This is a genomic window from Corynebacterium sp. L4757 (genome assembly GCF_043673995.1).
Lineage (GTDB): Bacteria > Actinomycetota > Actinomycetes > Mycobacteriales > Mycobacteriaceae > Corynebacterium.
The window spans coordinates 13,605-28,622 of the sequence record NZ_JBIMEN010000013.1; the positions used below are offsets into that span (position 1 = coordinate 13,605).

Here is a 15,018-nt window from a genome sequence, read left to right on the forward strand (position 1 = left end):
GCGCTTTAATTGATAATCAAAAATGGAAAGGCAGTGTGTATGCATGGCTGAGTCACATGACAGCAGCACCCCTGAACACGACCGTTCCAAATCAACGGTGGATAGGGAAAAATTCGGCGGAACCCACAAAGACAATCGTCGTGATGGGCGCCGCGCGATTCAACGTAGCAATATAACCCCCGAGCGCGAAGACCAACGCGCACCCAAAACCAGTGCAGATATGCTCAAGGATGGGCCCACTATTGCGGACCGCAGTGGCCCTAAGGTCAACTGGCAGGTCTTGATTATCGCCTCAGTCATCATCTTTGCTTTCTCCCTCTGGGCTATTTTCGCCCCCAGATAATGCCGCCGGCACGATGGAGACCATCGTTGGCTGGGTCGGCACCAACCTGGGCTGGGTTTATGTTGTTACCGTTACGGTTGTCATTGGTTTTGTCATTTGGGTGGCAGCCTCCCCTGAGGGCAAGGTCCGCATGGGCCCTGACCACTCCCGCCCGCAGTATGGACTAGTTACCTGGGCTGCCATGCTCTTTGCCGCAGGTGTCGGCATTGATATGCTCTTCTACTCCGTCGGCGGACCAATCAACCACTATGTCAACCCACCTAATGCCGAACCAGGCAGCGACGCCGCCCTCCAAGACTCCGTTATTTGGACCATGTTCCACTACGGCATGGGCGGCTGGGCCATGTACTCTCTTTTGGGCATGGCGATGGGCTATTTCGCTTACCGATGGGGCATGCCCCTTTCCGTTCGCGCCGCCCTCTACCCACTTCTGGGCAAGCGCGTGCGCGGTGCCACCGGTGATGTCCTTGACATCGTCGTCCTAGTCGGCACGGTCATAGGCGTGGCAACCTCCATGGGTATTGGCGTGGTCCTGCTCAATGTGGGCTTCTCTATTCTCTTCGGCCTGCCGCAGGGCCTGGGTCTACAAGTCGCACTCGTCATTGTTGCTGTCGTCGTGACCATCGCGGCATGTACGTCCGGCATGGATAAGGGCATTCGCCTGATTTCTGAGCTCAACCTCTGGGTCGCTGGCGCGATGATGCTGTACATCCTCATCACCGGCAAGACCGCCTTCTTGCTCAATGCGCTGGTGGAAAACATCGGCCGCTTCTTCTGGACTCTTCCGGAACGCATGACTCAAACCATGGGCTATGAGCTCGACGGCGCAGAATGGATGTCCGGTAATACGCTCTTCTTCTGGGCATTCTGGCTCGCCTGGGGCCCATTCGTGGGTCTCTTCCTGGCACGTATTTCCCGTGGCCGCACGCTGCGCGAGTTCATTGTCGCAGCGATTACCATTCCAGTGCTCTGCGACTTGGTTATGGTCTCACTGTTTGGCAATTCCGCTATCTTCGAGTTCGTCTTCCAGGGCAATACCGAATTCGGTGAGCTTGCCCAAGAAAGCCCTGAGCAGGGCTGGTATGCGCTGCTCGAGATGTTCCCAGGTGCCATGTTCCTGGTTGGTCTGGCTACCTTGTCTGGCCTGCTCTTCTACTTGACCTCGGCCAACTCCGGCGCGATGGTCATGTCGAACTTCTCCTCCTCCATCCCGGATCCGGGTGAGGACGGCCCAAAGTGGCTGCGCATCTTCTGGGCAGTACTGACTGCGGTTCTGACCATCGCCATGCTCATGGCGGGCGGCGTGGTCACCATGGAATACGCAACACTGATCTTCGCGCTGCCTGTGACCATCGTGGCGTACCTCGTGATGTTCTCCTTCACCCGCGCGTTGCGTATGGAAAAGGCTGACCGCGAGGGCCACCATCGTCGTCGCCGCAGTGAGGCCTTTACCGGTGGCGCCACCCCAGATCGCACCATCCGCCAGCGTCTTGCTAGTCTGCGCTCTTACCCAGATAATGTCGCCGCAGAAAAGTTCACCACTGAAACCGTGGTCCCGGCGATCAATAAGGTCGCCAATGAATTCCGCCGCGAAGGCTACCTGGTCACCGTGGAAACCCGCGCCCAGGAAGAAACAGCGCTAACCGAGGCTTCCTTCCGCGTGGAAATCCCCGACCACCGCAGCTTCCTCTATGAAGTCGCACCAGTGGAAACCCCAGTACCAATCTTCGGTGCCCGCCCGGCACCACAGATGAAGAAGTACCACCGCATGGAAGTCTTTACCCACACCGGCTCTGAAGGCTATGACCTCTATGGCGTCAACCAGCAGCAGGTCATCGATGACGTGCTTGACCGCTTCGAGGCGCACTTGGGCTTCTTGAGCTACTCTGCCGAGGCCCTCAGCAACACGGTCATCACCCCACCTGTCGCCGGTACTGCACCCGTGGATGCCCCAGTTGAAGAAGTCAGCGGCAATGAGCCAGAGGCTCCCAAAGAACTCTAAACTCGGGAACTCTCGAGCTTAGGTAAGTTCCCTCCAAGGCCATTAACCCCGCCGGGCAAGCTGACCAGCTTCACCCCGGCGCGCTGGGCCACATCGAAGTAGCGCTCAACAAGCGCGCTGCTTCTCACCCCGGATGCGCAGTAGACCACGACGTCCAGCTTAATATCCGCCAGTAGCTTGGCTATATCATCTTCGCTGTCGATGCCGCTCAATGGCAGCTTCTTCGTCGCAATTCCGTCCGGTACATCCGAAATCAGGACCTCGTGCGGTTCACGGATATCTAGTGCAAGCATCTCCCCTCGCCGCACAGCATCCAATAGTTCTTGAGCTTGAGAGCTCGCTACGCACGTTGCCCCAATTGGGGCAACGTTATAGTTCTCTTGTAATTCGGTGACCAGGGCACGCTCTGGGTCTGCTGCTACGCGGAAGCTGCGCGTTTGAGGTGGGAAGGCATCATAGCTCAGCATCTCCCCCGGCGTGATGTCGCCAATGCCGGTGAGATAGCCAATGGCGTAGGTGGCCATCAAGGCGCCCATCGTCGCAGTGGTTGCACCAAGCACACCAGCGGTGGCGCAGTCGGGTACCGAATCCGCATCGGGTTGTTGCGGGAAGAGATCACGCAAGCCCACGCCGCGATAATCCGGCCCGGAATGAAAGAGCGCCAAGTCCCCGTGAAATCGCAAAACCGTGGCCCATACCAGGGGTGTTCCGGTAATTTCGGCGGCATCTGCCACCAGGTACTTGGTGGAAAAAGAATCTGAGCCGTCCAGTACCAGGTCCACCGACCCGATGAGCTCCACCGCATTGGTGGTGTTCAAACGCTTCGCCAGCGCATTGACATTAATGCCCGGTTGGAGCTGACTTAGGCGCTCAGCGGCTACCTCTACCTTGAGCTGGCCCACGTCATCAGCACCAAAAAGGATCTGGCGGTGAATATTGGTGATATCAACCGTGTCATCATCAATCACGGTAATCGTGCCCACGCCGGCCGATGCCAAAGATTGCATGAGCGGGCATCCCAAACCACCGGCGCCGATGACCAGCACGTGGGCATCATAAAGGCGCTGCTGTTGTTCAATCCCGAATCCAGGCAGCGCCAAGTGCCGGGCTGTCCTGCGGAGTTCTGATTCTGGCAGGGTCATCTATAACACCTGCTCTGACCAGGTTGCTAGGCCTTCAAAACTTGAAGAGGCAACCGCATGCTCACGTTTGGGAATTCGCCCGGACCCAGCGGCCAAGCGGCCAGCTTCCACCGCGTGGTACATCGCAGTAGCCATAGCGACCGGGTCTTGGGAACGATTAATCGCGGATGCCAGAAGCACACCATCACAGCCCAGCTCCATCGCGAGTGCGGCATCGGAGGCGGTGCCCACGCCGGCATCAAGCAAGATAGGCACCTCGGCGTGCGAGCAAATCAGCTCAATATTGTGTGGGTTCAAAATGCCCAGCCCGGTTCCAATGGGTGAGCCCAAAGGCATCACCGCTGAGACCCCGATATCTTCTAGCCGTGACGCGATCACCGGATCATCGGAGGTATATGCCAGCACCGTGAAACCATCCATGACCAGCTGCTCGCAGGCATCAAGTAACTCAGTGGTATCCGGTAGCAGCGTGTGCTCATCAGCGATGACTTCTACTTTCACCCAATTGGTGCCCAGGGCCTCGCGCGCAAGCTGTGCTGTAAGGACCGCGTCACGCGCGGTGCGGCAGCCAGCAGTATTGGGCAGAAGGTCAATGCCAAGCCGGCGCAGCATCGCAAAAACTGACTCACCGGCTCCGGTGTTGGCGCTATGTCGGCGCATGGCCACCGTGGTCAGCTCGGTTTTACTAGCCAGCAAGGACTCTTCCAGAAGCTCCTGCGAGGTTGCCCCGCCGGTTCCCATAACCAGATGGGAGTTGAACGTCTTATCCGCGATAGTCAGCATGTTTACCCGCCTTGGACTGCAGTGAGAATATCGATAGCAGCGCCATCGGTGATGTCCCGATTCCACTGTGAACGCGGCACCACCGCGCCATCAATAGCCACGGCTACGCCTTCTGGACTGCCAATGCGCTCTGCCACCAAATCTGCAATGCTCAGTGGCTGGGCTTCAACGACCTCGCCGTTGACGTGAAAAGTAATCATGGGTCTCTCCCCTAAGTAAATGACATGTGGGTGTGGGTTAGGCATGCACGTGGCTAGTGGCATGCCGGAAGGGATCGCAGGCCGCAACTGCGGGCGATACCTCGTGGCCGGTGGCGAGTTCTACGGCTGTGCGCGCGCCCAAGGCTGCAAGCAAGATTCCATGGCGGAAGTAGCCAGTGGAGATAATCAGGTTCTCCCCGACTTTGCCGAGGTATGGCACGTCATCGGGTGTTCCGGGACGCGCACCGCAGGTGGCTTCAATGAACTCCGTTTCTTCCAACCCCGGAACTACACGGATGGCATCACGCAGCAAAGCATGGACCGCCGACGTACTGGGATGTGGTTGGTCCTCACGGCTGGTGGCACCGATGGTGACCGTGCCGTCTTCGCGCGGGATGACATAGATGGGTCTATCTTCCACAAATCCGCGAATCACGCGCGTGGTCAACGGCTGTAAAGATTCCGGTACGCGCACGCGCAGCACATCGCCATAAACCGGGCGCAGTTGTAAAGGATGCTCTCCCTCAAACCACCCGGTGATGTGTGCAGCGCCCAAGCCGGCGGCCAGAACCACCTTGTCATCAGGGCCCACTTCAATGACCTCGCCTGATTCCAACCTCACCGCAGCGCTGACACTGCCACCGGCACCGACAGGTTCTTGAGCAATAGCTACCACTTTCTTACGGATATGCTCGGCACCGCGGTTTAAGACGGCATCAAAAAGAGCGCGGGCGAAAAGCCGCGGGTCTAGCTGGTGGTCACCATCAATGAGTGCGGTGCGCGCAATCCGTGGGGACAGCGCTGGTTCTAGCTGCCGCGCTGCACGCGTGGTCAAAGCATCAATCTCTAAGCCTTCAGCCTGGATGTAGGAAATCAGGTCATTTAAGTGCTGCGCATCTGCTCTATCGGCACCAATGAGTAATGTGCCCTCGGTGCGATAGCCCGTGGGTAAGTCTGTATGTGCTGCAACGCGATGAATCAAGTCCGGATAAAGCTGCGCGGACTCCTTCATCAAAGGCACCAGGGATTGCTGCTGGTATTGCACCTCAGCTGTGGGCGCCAGCATTCCACCGGCATGATGGGTCGCACCAGAAATCGAGTCCGGATCGATGAGCGTGACCTCAAATCCGGCGTCCTGGAATTCAAAGCAGGTGGCAAGGCCAATAATGCCGCCACCAATGACTATCGCGCGGCTCATGCACAAACACCTGCCCGGCCAGCATCAAAGTCAGCAATAATCTGCCCAGCAAGGCTCTTGACCTGCTCAGAGCCTTGGTTATGAGCTTCGCTGAATGCACGTACCATCGCTACGCCATCAATCCCGGTTCCGGCAAGCGCCTTCACGTCGGAGGGTTGAACGTCGCCGATGGCGACCATCGGCAAGCGTGAAAGCTTAACCAGCTGCGGGTAGCCCTCAAGCCCGATGGGCGGGCGCCCGGAATCTTTGGTTGGGGTGGGACGAAATGGGCCTGCGCCGATATAATCAATGATGTCTGCGTGCTCATTGGCTTGGGTGACAAGCTCCGCGGTGCCGGTGGTCAGCCCGATGATTACCTCAGGTCCCAGCAGCTCACGCACCGCGGTGACCGGAATATCACTTTGCCCCACGTGCACACCGTGGACGGGAATCCCGCGGCGCATCAATATGGCGACGATATCCACGCGGTCATCAATAAGCACCCTGGTCTGCGGGTTGATATCCGCCACCGCCACAGCAATCTTTTCTGAAAGTTCCAGCAGGTGGCCTGCATCAATGGGCTTGGAACGAACTTGAATCACGCCCGCACCACCATGGGCGGCACTGCGGGCGGTGGCGATGATATCGGCATCACTGCCGTATCCGGTGATCATGTAGCAGCGCAGATCTAACGCAGGCACTAACATGCCCCTCTCTTCCTTCGACGGTATTAACCAACAGGTTCAAACGGTCCCGCGCTGCTTTAGCGCCATCTCAGCCCAATGCATTGGGCACCCGTTGAGGTACGTGGCAACCAGTCAAGCGCGCCTGGGTAGTTTTGTCAACAACATCACATCCACCGCGCCTGTAAGCTGGTCTTTCACTCTGATTAGAAGTGCGGCGATGAGCACAATTAACGTTTAGGTAAACCGCGAACTAACCAGACAAGAATTTTCTTTTCCCAAGTTGCCGGACCTTCGCGCAAGCCCCACGATGAATAACGTGAAGAAGTTTTCGCGCCGAACTATGCTCTATGCCGCTGGCACCACCACCGCAGCGGCAACCTTGACCGCTAGCAATTTCCCTGTTGCAACAGCGAACCGGCCCGAACCACAGCTTGCCCCGCCGCCCTTTGCCCACGGCGTGGCTTCCGGCGACCCAATATCCAATTCCATTGTCCTCTGGACGCGCATCACCGCGAATGAACCGCAGGTCAGCGTCGAATGGCAAGTTGCTGCCGATAGGGAGTTTGCCGCCATCGTGGCATCGGGAGCAGTGCTTACCGATGCCTCCTCCAATTACACCATCCACATCGACCCCTTGAATCTACAACCAGCGACGGTGTATTTCTATCGCTTCTTCGTGCGCTCAGGTGAATACGCCGGCACGGTCTCCCCGACTGGCCGTACCAAAACAGCACCGGCGCCCGGCACTCCTCTGGATGAATTGACCTTGGCTGTGGCCTCGTGTGCCAATTGGGAGTCTGGCTATTTCAGCGCCTACCGGGATATGGCCGAGCGCGCTGATGCTTTTGATGCCACGGTATTTCTCGGTGACTATATCTATGAATATGGCACCGGCGAATACGCCGGCAATGGCCCGGTACGCATTCATGATCCTCAGCATGAGATTGTCACCCTGGAGGATTATCGTCGCCGCTATGCGCAATATCGCACCGATACGAACCTGCAGGCAGCTCACGCGGCACTGCCGTGGATTGTAGTGTGGGATGACCATGAAACCGCTAATAATTCTTGGCGTGATGGTGCTGAAAACCATGACCCGGCAACGCATGGTTCCTGGCAATCTCGGCGCGATGCCGCGATGCAGGCCTATTTTGAGTGGATGCCCGTGCGCGCCACCAGTCCATCTGATAATGGCCATATCTACCGCTCTTTTACCTTCGGCAACTTGGCGGAGCTAACCATCATGGACCTGCGTACCTACCGCGATAAAGACACCACCGCATCCGTATCCACCGCGACTGATCCCAGCCGCACCATGTTGGGTGGCGAGCAATATCAGTGGCTGACCCGCAAGATTGAATCTTCGGATGTGGCCTGGAATGTGCTGGGCAATTCGGTGATGTTTTCCCCGCTCAACCTCATGACGCTGGAAGCCGATGCCCAGACATCCTCCGTGGCAGCAGTCTTAAGTGAAAATATCACCAACATGCCGCTCAATGGCGATCAGTGGGATGGCTACACCAATGAGCGCTCCCGCTTGTTGGATACCTTGGCCAGGCATAATCAGAACACCGGCGCGAATCCGCTTTTCCTCACCGGCGATATCCACACCGAGTGGGCGCATTCCATCGACCGCGGTGACCAGCCTTTTGGTGCGGAGCTCGTCTGCGCATCCATTTCTGCCCCGAATGTGGATGAAGAACTCGGACTACAGCCTTCCAATCCGCTGACCCCCATGGCGCACCGGATCATTCAGGCGGCAAACCCCCATTGCCGCCACGTGGACCTGGTGCACCACGGCTATGCCTATGTCACCATCCGCCCACAGGAGGTGGACATGCACTGGCTGCGCGTGTCCGCTATCGGTGACCCGAATGCCACAGTCACCGATACTATCGCGCTGACCTGGCAGAAGGGCACTGGGTTTACGTCTTAGCTCAATGCTTCTTGTGCCAGTGGCACGACCTTGTCGATGGCATAAGGAATAGACAGCACTGAGTTCAGTGAGAAGGCATTGGAGATATCCTCCTGCACATCGGTGAACACGATGGCCCGACCATCTTCAACAGCCGGTATCTGCTTAAAGAGCTCATTATCAGTCACATCGGTGGCTGGGATATAAATCGGGAACATCACCAGCAGGTCCGAATCCAGAACGTTCAAGTTCTCTTCAGCGATATCCACGCTGAACCCGTCTGGTTCCATCGCCTCAATCTCAGGGTTTGGTGTAAACCCGAGCTTCTCCACGAATTTCACGCGATCCGACTTGCTGATATATGCACCCCAGCCTTCAGAGGTATGCGCACCAACCGTGATGGTCTTGCCTTCAAACTCTGGATTCGCCTCGGCTGCTTCCGCGAATTTCGCTTCCACATCATCTAGTAGCTGCTGGCCTTCTTCTTCCTTACCCAAGGCGGCCGCAATCATCTCCACCTGGGTATCAACGGACGTCAGGTACGCATCCCCGCCTTCGGGCACACCCACAGTCGGCGCAATCTGGGATAAACGGTCATAGCGCTCCTGCTCACCGGAACTTTTCACATCCAGAATCAAATCCGGCTCAAGAGCAGCAATCTTTTCATACTCTGGCTCCATGGTGCCGATGATCTCCGGCGCCTGGTCATAGAGCCCCTCCGCCCATGGACCAACGCCTTCACCACCAAAGGCAATCCAATCCGATGCACCCACCGGCTGCACGCCGAGCGCCAGCGCGGTCTCGGCATCGCCCCAGCCCAACGCCACAATCCTCTCCGCGTCTTCTGGCACTTCTACCTCGCCGAATTTGGTGTCCACCACGCGTGCGTCGCCTTCGGCTCCAACACTTGCAGTTTCAGTTGAGGAATCAGACGCACAACCCACCGCCAACGCAGCCGTTGCCACCAATGCCGCCGCAGCAGCAGATACCCGTGAAAATCTCTTCATTTATTTAGCTCTCTTTATGCATTTTCCGCTTGCAGCCAACCCTAAAGCCTATTAGGCTAGCCTACCCTTATACCTCGCCGACCCAAAAGCCTGACCCCGACAAAGGCGCCCACCACCCCGCAGATAGTTACCCCCGAAATGCCCGTGTTTATTCACCCGGCCAGTTAATTAATCGGTTTGATAAATGTCACTTTCAGCACCCAGAGAATCTAACCAACCCTGCCCACCCCAAAGGTCAGCGCCACTCACCGACAAGCCACCGACCACTTGAGTCAATAACTTTAGAAACCGCTACCCACCTGCACAATTCTCCACCGCCCAAGCATCTCCCTGTCGCCCATTTCTGACCACTACCAAATTAGAATCCGCATACCCCCAAATGGACACCCAACCCCGCCCGAGCCCGAACCCTGATATCCAACCTTCGTTGAAAATTGAATAAGACCGAATAAAGTCGTGTTTATTCCATTGGTTTAGATTCAAGGAGATTCATGTTCGTCACATCGATGCCCGACACCAAGGCCCAACGCCTATCCCCTGCCCATGAGGAGATAGTCAAAGCAACGCTTCCAGCGGTCGGCGAAAAGATTGAGACCATCGCGCATACTTTCTACGGCAAGATGTTCACCGCTCATCCGGAGTTGCTGCGCGATACCTTCAACCGTGGCAATCAGAAATCCGGCGAACAACAAAAGGCACTCGCGGCATCGGTGGCAACCTTTGCGACCATGCTGGTGGACCCCAATGCGCCGGATCCGGTGAATCTGCTCAACCGCATCGCGCACAAGCATGTTTCTCTTGGCATCACACCTGAGCAATACCAGGTTGTGCATGACAATCTGCTCGCTGCAGTGGCTGAGGTGCTAGGCGATGCCGTCACCGCCGAGGTTGCCGAAGCCTGGTCCGCGGTCTACTGGATCATGGCCGATGTCCTAATCAAGCACGAAAAGGATCTGTACGCCTCCGATGGTGTTGAACCTGGCGATGTCTTCCGCGCCGCCAAGGTCCTGGAGAAGAATCCCCTCACCGACCTTGTCACTGAATATGTTCTGGAGGGCGATTTCACTGAACCACAGCCGGGCCAGTACACCTCTATCGGCGTGAAGCTGCCTGATGGCGCGCGCCAGCTGCGTCAGTACTCCATCATCGGTGGCGATGCGAAGCAATACCGCATCGCGGTGGAGACCGAAGGTGAAGTATCCGCTCACCTGCGCAATCACGTGGAAGTCGGCGATACCATTGAAGCCACACTCGCCGCGGGTGAGCTGGTGCTGCAGGATTCCAACCGTCCCGCTGTCCTGATTTCATCCGGGATTGGTTCCACCCCGATGGTCGGCATGCTGTCCTATCTTGCCCAGCAGCAGTCGGACCGTTCGGTGCTCTATTTGCATGCCGATGATTCCGCCGAGTCCTGGGCCCAAGAAGGCCACGTCCGCGCACTCGCTGAGCAACTCGGCCACTGCGAATTGGTCTCAGCGGTCCGCAACAATGGTGAGAAGCTCGATGTCACCGCGCATAACCTCGGCGGCGCCGACGTGTATATCTGTGGCGGCACCAGCTTCCTGCAGGCCATCCGCAGCAACATCGACACCCTTGATGATGAAGCAAAGCCTGCCTCCATCAACTTTGAGCTGTTTAGCCCCAATGATTGGCTGATCAACTAAGAACTTGTCACGGCGCACCATGACTCCTCCCGCTTCCGTGCGCCGAGGCATCACAGCAATAGCCGTTGACCTTTAATGTCCGGGTCAACGGCTTTTCATATCCCGCTCGCAAACACTTAGTGGCTTGCGAGCGCTGCTTTGAGCTCAGTTCCAATGAGCCTGCGCGCCACATTCGCATCCTCAATTATTGCGCCCATGTGCACGAACCCATGTACCTGTCCCTTGAACTCAAGAACGCTCACCTGATTGCCGGCTTCAATCATGCACCGAGCATAAACAGTTGCCTCATCCAGCAGACCATCGCATTCCGCGGTGATTACTGCTGCCGGCGGCAATCCCTTCAAGTCAGTATTAAGCCCTGGCGATAATCGCACATCGCGCCTATCAGCATCCGCTGCATAGGCATCATAGAAATACGACAACTCCCCACGCGTATTTCCAAAGCCGGCAGCGAATGTCTCATGCGATGCCGTATCAAAACTGGAGACATCCATCACCGGATATATGAGCACCTGGTGAGCAACCTGTTCGCGCCGCTGCTGCGCAATAACTGCCGCGATGTTTCCACCAGCACTATCACCACCGATAGCCACCTTGCCCGAATCAACGCTTAATCCGGATTCTCTTGCCAGCAACGCATCCACCACAGCCATGCAATCGTCCAATGCCGCCGGGAAAGGATTCTCAGGCGCGCGTCGATAATCCACGCTCACGCACATGATTCCCGATACCTCTGCAATTGCTCGGACCGTGGAGTCCACCGAATCCAAGTCACCGATCACCCAGCCTCCACCGTGGAAGTAAACAAAGGCCGGATGCACGGTAGCGCTCTCAGCTTGGGAAGCTGATGTTTCCTCATTAAAGGGCTCATAGACGCGCACCGGCACTCCAGCGATCTCAATATCTTGCACCGATGCCATCTCAGCCGGCACACCACGCTTGCTCAGCCCGGCGTGCTGCGCTTTCCTCACCAACTCCGGCGCAAGTGTCTCAATCGGTGGTCCCGATTCTTGGGAATCGACAAAGTCTTGGGCGTCGGGGTGAACACAAACTGTGGATTTCCTATTCATGCCTTCTAGTTTGTCACTCATAGTTCAGCTAGTACCTAGTACCGTTCACCAAACGCGATGCAAGAACAGGCTCTAGAGGAGAGATCACAATCTCTGCCCTAGAGCCGATTTGAATTGGATTCTGAAATTAGCCCATTGACGCACGGACGTACATGTAGATGCAGGTGATTACGAAAGTCACCAGCACCGGTGGAACGGTATATCCGACCACCGAACTGAACTTAATCTTGAAATTGGCCAGGTACGGCAGGGCGAAGAACGGAATCAGCAGGTTCGTGACGCCGTCACCCATCTGATATGCCTGCAGTACAAGTCCCATATCAGCACCGAGGTCCACCGTTGTCGGGATGATATATGGAGCTTCGATGACAAACTTGGAGCCACCTGATGGAACGGCGATGTTCAGAATTCCGGAGTAGATGAAGGCAATAACTGGCCAGGTGGTCGCCGTAGAAATCGACGTGAAGAACCCCGAAATCACAGTTCCCAACCCAGTGAGAGAGATAATTCCGAAGATGCCTGCGTAGAACGGGAACTGAAGGATGAATCCCCAGGTTCCCTGAATTCCATCGCGGATAAGTCTGCCGTAGTACTCAGGGCCATAATTGGCCGTCAATACCATGCCCAGTGTCAAGAAGAGGAAGTTGAAGCTGTCCAGGTTCAAACCAGTGACGCCGTTGCTTATCAGGTTGTAGATGCTGTACAACAAACCAATTCCGCCGACGAAATACATAATCCAACGGCTGGCGTTTGCCTTTTCAGCTGGGGTTTCACGAGGAATGGATACTTTTTGACTACCCGCCTCAATTTCAGCCAGAAACTCATCAGAAATGGTTTCAATCTTGTCTTTGTTCTTCGGGTGCATGAACAAAGCAAAGCTGATTGTAACTACGCTACAAATAACCAGAAGAAGTACGAAGTCCCAGCGTAACACCGTCTCAGTCAATCCGACTGTCTCGGGCACTCGCTCTTTATACTCATCGGGAACCATATCCCGCAGATAATTTGGAGTCGCAGAATATAGGACCGCTGCTCCCGATATTCCGGCCGAGGAGGGGAGGAACGCCATGAATAGCGCCGCAATCATCACCGGCGGATGCAAGTCGTAGCCCTTTCTCCGTGACTGGGCAAGAATTTCCTTACCCAACACGATGGCCGCCATCATTCCAAGTCCCCAGTGAAGGTATCCAAGTAATGCAGCAGAAATTGACCCGAGAAGAATTGCTTGAACGCGATTATTCGGGATACGCGCGATACGGGTTAGAACCCTCTGAGCGGGTGGTGAGGAAGCCACCGCACTACCTGTAGCGAGCAGCACTGTCATCTGCATTGTAAACGCGAGTAAGCTCCAGAAACCGTCAGCCCAAGCGCTGACAACACTCGTGGTTTCTGTATCGGAACTCCAGACCGGAGCATCGGTAGCAAAATAGGCAAAAATTCCGACCAGGACAGTCAGTGCTAGACAAATAACAAAAGACTCTGGCATCCAGCGAGTAAACCAGCTGAGATAACGGTCCAAGAATGTCTGCTTGCTGGCATCATGCTTCTGTGTTGTCGAGGGAGAGCTCATGTGAAACTCCTAAGGTTAAAAGTCACCACGGTTCACGAACCAGGTTGCTTTGAGAAAGGGAATGATATTAGTTGATAAAGCTGAAAGTTGCGCCGTACTCATCTGCTTCTGAAAGAGATACGACCTTATCCCCTACTTGGATTTGCTGGCCGTCCTGGTACCCAGCTACGCGTGCAGTCACGCGTTTAGAATCAGTGTCCACGATGGCTACACAATAGGGTGCGCCGTCGAACCCCGTTGGTGGGGTTCGAATGATGGTGTATGAAACTATCTCGCCATTCATTTCAGTTATGCTCCTTCGAAGATGTTGATGACGCAGGTTCCTGCAGTTCCGCCGAGGTTGTGGGTAATGCCTGTGTCTGCTTTCTTGATCTGACGCTCACCTGCTTCCCCGCGAATTTGGGTGATGATCTCAATCGCCTGACTGATTCCAGTTGCACCAATCGGGTGTCCCTTTGCTTTCAGCCCACCGGAGGTGTTGATTGGCATTGCACCGTCCAATGCGGTCACGCCATCCGCAACTGCATCAGCTCCTTTCCCCTTTTCGAAGAATCCCAAATCCTCCGTATTAATAATTTGGGTAATCGTGAAGCAATCATGCACTTCAGCAAGATCAATATCTTCTGGGCTCAGATTGGCCTGAGCATATGCCTGCTTGCTAGCACGCAGCGTGGAGCCAAATGACGTCATTGAGTTCTTTCCATACAACGTCAGAGCGTCTCCGCCGTGACCTGAACCAACAATCCTCACCTGACGATGCCCGTTTGGGTTTCCGATTTCCGCTGCTAGTTCTTCCGATATCAGCACGATAAATGCAGCACCATCTGTCACGAGCGAACAATCAAAAAGACCAAGAGGATCGGCAATACGGGGTGCATTAAGCACTTTTTCTACATCAATTTTCTTTTGAAGCTGCGCGTTCGGGTTGAGTAATGCGTTGTCATGCGCATTAACTGCAGCTTGCGCCATTTCTTTTTGCACGTTTCGATACTCATGGAAGTAGCGGTGCGCGATGAGCGCGAAGCTACCGGGGAAAGTCAGACCAGTATTCGCTTCAAATTCAATGTCCATCGCGGCTGTCAAAGCATGAGTAACATTTGCAGTGGACTGGTGGGTCATCTTTTCTACACCGCCAACCAACACGGCAGAATGGCGACCAGAACGGATCGCTTCAATACCTTGAAGAAGCGCAAGTCCTCCAGATGCACATGCGCCTTCAACCCTCAGTGCAGGCACATGAGAAAGCTCAAGGGCCTCCATTGCCAGCGGACCGAAATGGCCTTGACCGGATAGCTGTTGTCCATTGAAATTGCCGATATATGCTGCAGTGATCAGTTCACGGTCAACGCCTGATTCATCAATCGCCGCATTGCCTGCTTGCTTGATCATTTCGTGCAAGCTTCGGTCTGGATATTTGCCCATCGGAGTTTCGCCGATGCCAGCTACTATGACACTCATT

Annotated in this window: 12 protein-coding genes, 1 pseudogene and 1 riboswitch; of the genes and pseudogenes, 3 read left to right on the top strand and 10 right to left on the bottom strand. The window is 55.7% G+C overall.

Translation table 11 applies throughout. From position 1 onward, the window contains the following. Nucleotides 1-43 precede the first annotated feature (43 nt). Nucleotides 44-2,345, top strand: a pseudogene (gene betT, locus ACG98I_RS12060) (choline BCCT transporter BetT). On the opposite strand, the gene ACG98I_RS12065 reads toward betT, so the two are convergent. The 5 genes from ACG98I_RS12065 to ACG98I_RS12085 all read right to left on the bottom strand — a co-directional run bounded on the left by ACG98I_RS12065 (nt 2,342) and on the right by ACG98I_RS12085 (nt 6,354). After that, a complete protein-coding gene (locus ACG98I_RS12065; protein ID WP_394720868.1) occupies nt 2,342-3,487 on the bottom strand; it encodes a ThiF family adenylyltransferase in 1,146 nt (381 codons plus the stop codon). The pseudogene betT and the gene ACG98I_RS12065 overlap by 4 nt on opposite strands. After that, the gene (locus tag ACG98I_RS12070) at nt 3,488-4,270 is read right to left on the bottom strand and encodes a thiazole synthase (RefSeq protein ID WP_394720867.1); all 783 of its coding nucleotides are present in this window, start codon (nt 4,268-4,270) and stop codon (nt 3,488-3,490) included. A gap of 2 nt (nt 4,271-4,272) precedes the next feature. After that, nucleotides 4,273-4,470, bottom strand: coding sequence for a sulfur carrier protein ThiS (gene thiS, locus ACG98I_RS12075; RefSeq protein ID WP_394720866.1), 198 nt, complete (start codon nt 4,468-4,470; stop codon nt 4,273-4,275). 37 nt (nt 4,471-4,507) lie between these two features. Continuing rightward, entirely contained in the window at nt 4,508-5,668 is a 1,161-nt protein-coding gene (gene thiO / locus ACG98I_RS12080; RefSeq protein ID WP_394720865.1) for a glycine oxidase ThiO, read from the bottom strand. Continuing rightward, nucleotides 5,665-6,354 carry a thiamine phosphate synthase gene (locus tag ACG98I_RS12085; protein ID WP_394720864.1) on the bottom strand — a complete coding sequence of 230 codons (690 nt, stop codon included), beginning with the start codon at nt 6,352-6,354 and terminating at the stop codon, nt 5,665-5,667. Before ACG98I_RS12085 ends, thiO begins: the two co-directional genes overlap by 4 nt. After that, nucleotides 6,346-6,456, bottom strand: a riboswitch (TPP riboswitch). Its footprint overlaps the gene before it by 9 nt. 184 nt (nt 6,457-6,640) lie before the next feature. Here ACG98I_RS12085 and ACG98I_RS12090 point away from each other — a divergent pair. Next, entirely contained in the window at nt 6,641-8,269 is a 1,629-nt protein-coding gene (locus ACG98I_RS12090; RefSeq protein WP_394720863.1) for an alkaline phosphatase D family protein, read from the top strand. On the opposite strand, the gene ACG98I_RS12095 is transcribed toward ACG98I_RS12090, so the two are convergent. Further along, complete coding sequence (locus ACG98I_RS12095) at nt 8,266-9,255, bottom strand: iron-siderophore ABC transporter substrate-binding protein (RefSeq protein WP_394720862.1); 990 nt, start codon at nt 9,253-9,255, stop codon at nt 8,266-8,268. The two genes, ACG98I_RS12090 and ACG98I_RS12095, sit on opposite strands and share 4 nt — an antisense overlap. Before the next feature lie 491 nt (nt 9,256-9,746). On the opposite strand from ACG98I_RS12095, the gene ACG98I_RS12100 reads away from it, so the two are divergent. Beyond that, a complete protein-coding gene (locus ACG98I_RS12100; protein ID WP_394720861.1) occupies nt 9,747-10,919 on the top strand; it encodes a globin domain-containing protein in 1,173 nt (390 codons plus the stop codon). A gap of 116 nt (nt 10,920-11,035) precedes the next feature. On the opposite strand, the gene ACG98I_RS12105 is transcribed toward ACG98I_RS12100, so the two are convergent. The 4 genes from ACG98I_RS12105 to ACG98I_RS12120 form a co-directional block, all read right to left on the bottom strand. Beyond that, nucleotides 11,036-12,010 carry an alpha/beta hydrolase gene (locus ACG98I_RS12105; protein ID WP_394720860.1) on the bottom strand — a complete coding sequence of 325 codons (975 nt, stop codon included), beginning with the start codon at nt 12,008-12,010 and terminating at the stop codon, nt 11,036-11,038. Nucleotides 12,011-12,116: 106 nt separating this feature from the next. Next, nucleotides 12,117-13,559 carry a TIGR00366 family protein gene (locus ACG98I_RS12110; protein ID WP_394720859.1) on the bottom strand — a complete coding sequence of 481 codons (1,443 nt, stop codon included), beginning with the start codon at nt 13,557-13,559 and terminating at the stop codon, nt 12,117-12,119. A 67-nt stretch (nt 13,560-13,626) separates the two neighbouring features. Next, nucleotides 13,627-13,842, bottom strand: a complete 216-nt coding sequence (locus ACG98I_RS12115; protein WP_394720858.1) for a Zn-ribbon domain-containing OB-fold protein — start codon at nt 13,840-13,842, stop codon at nt 13,627-13,629. 5 nt (nt 13,843-13,847) lie between these two features. Then, on the bottom strand, nt 13,848-15,017 hold the full coding sequence (locus ACG98I_RS12120) for a thiolase domain-containing protein (protein ID WP_394720857.1): 1,170 nt from the start codon (nt 15,015-15,017) through the stop codon (nt 13,848-13,850). Between the last annotated feature and the right edge of the window lies 1 nt (nt 15,018).

Coding starts and splice junctions, on each gene's coding strand:
- ACG98I_RS12065 (WP_394720868.1), bottom strand. CDS start 3,487: ATGACCCTGCCAGAATCAGAACTCCGCAGGACAGCCCGGCACTTGGCG.
- ACG98I_RS12090 (WP_394720863.1), top strand. CDS start 6,641: ATGAATAACGTGAAGAAGTTTTCGCGCCGAACTATGCTCTATGCCGCT.
- ACG98I_RS12110 (WP_394720859.1), bottom strand. CDS start 13,559: ATGAGCTCTCCCTCGACAACACAGAAGCATGATGCCAGCAAGCAGACA.
- ACG98I_RS12115 (WP_394720858.1), bottom strand. CDS start 13,842: ATGAATGGCGAGATAGTTTCATACACCATCATTCGAACCCCACCAACG.
- ACG98I_RS12120 (WP_394720857.1), bottom strand. CDS start 15,017: ATGAGTGTCATAGTAGCTGGCATCGGCGAAACTCCGATGGGCAAATAT.
- ACG98I_RS12070 (WP_394720867.1), bottom strand. CDS start 4,270: ATGCTGACTATCGCGGATAAGACGTTCAACTCCCATCTGGTTATGGGA.
- ACG98I_RS12100 (WP_394720861.1), top strand. CDS start 9,747: ATGTTCGTCACATCGATGCCCGACACCAAGGCCCAACGCCTATCCCCT.
- ACG98I_RS12085 (WP_394720864.1), bottom strand. CDS start 6,354: ATGTTAGTGCCTGCGTTAGATCTGCGCTGCTACATGATCACCGGATAC.
- thiS (WP_394720866.1), bottom strand. CDS start 4,470: ATGATTACTTTTCACGTCAACGGCGAGGTCGTTGAAGCCCAGCCACTG.
- thiO (WP_394720865.1), bottom strand. CDS start 5,668: ATGAGCCGCGCGATAGTCATTGGTGGCGGCATTATTGGCCTTGCCACC.
- ACG98I_RS12095 (WP_394720862.1), bottom strand. CDS start 9,255: ATGAAGAGATTTTCACGGGTATCTGCTGCTGCGGCGGCATTGGTGGCA.
- ACG98I_RS12105 (WP_394720860.1), bottom strand. CDS start 12,010: ATGAGTGACAAACTAGAAGGCATGAATAGGAAATCCACAGTTTGTGTT.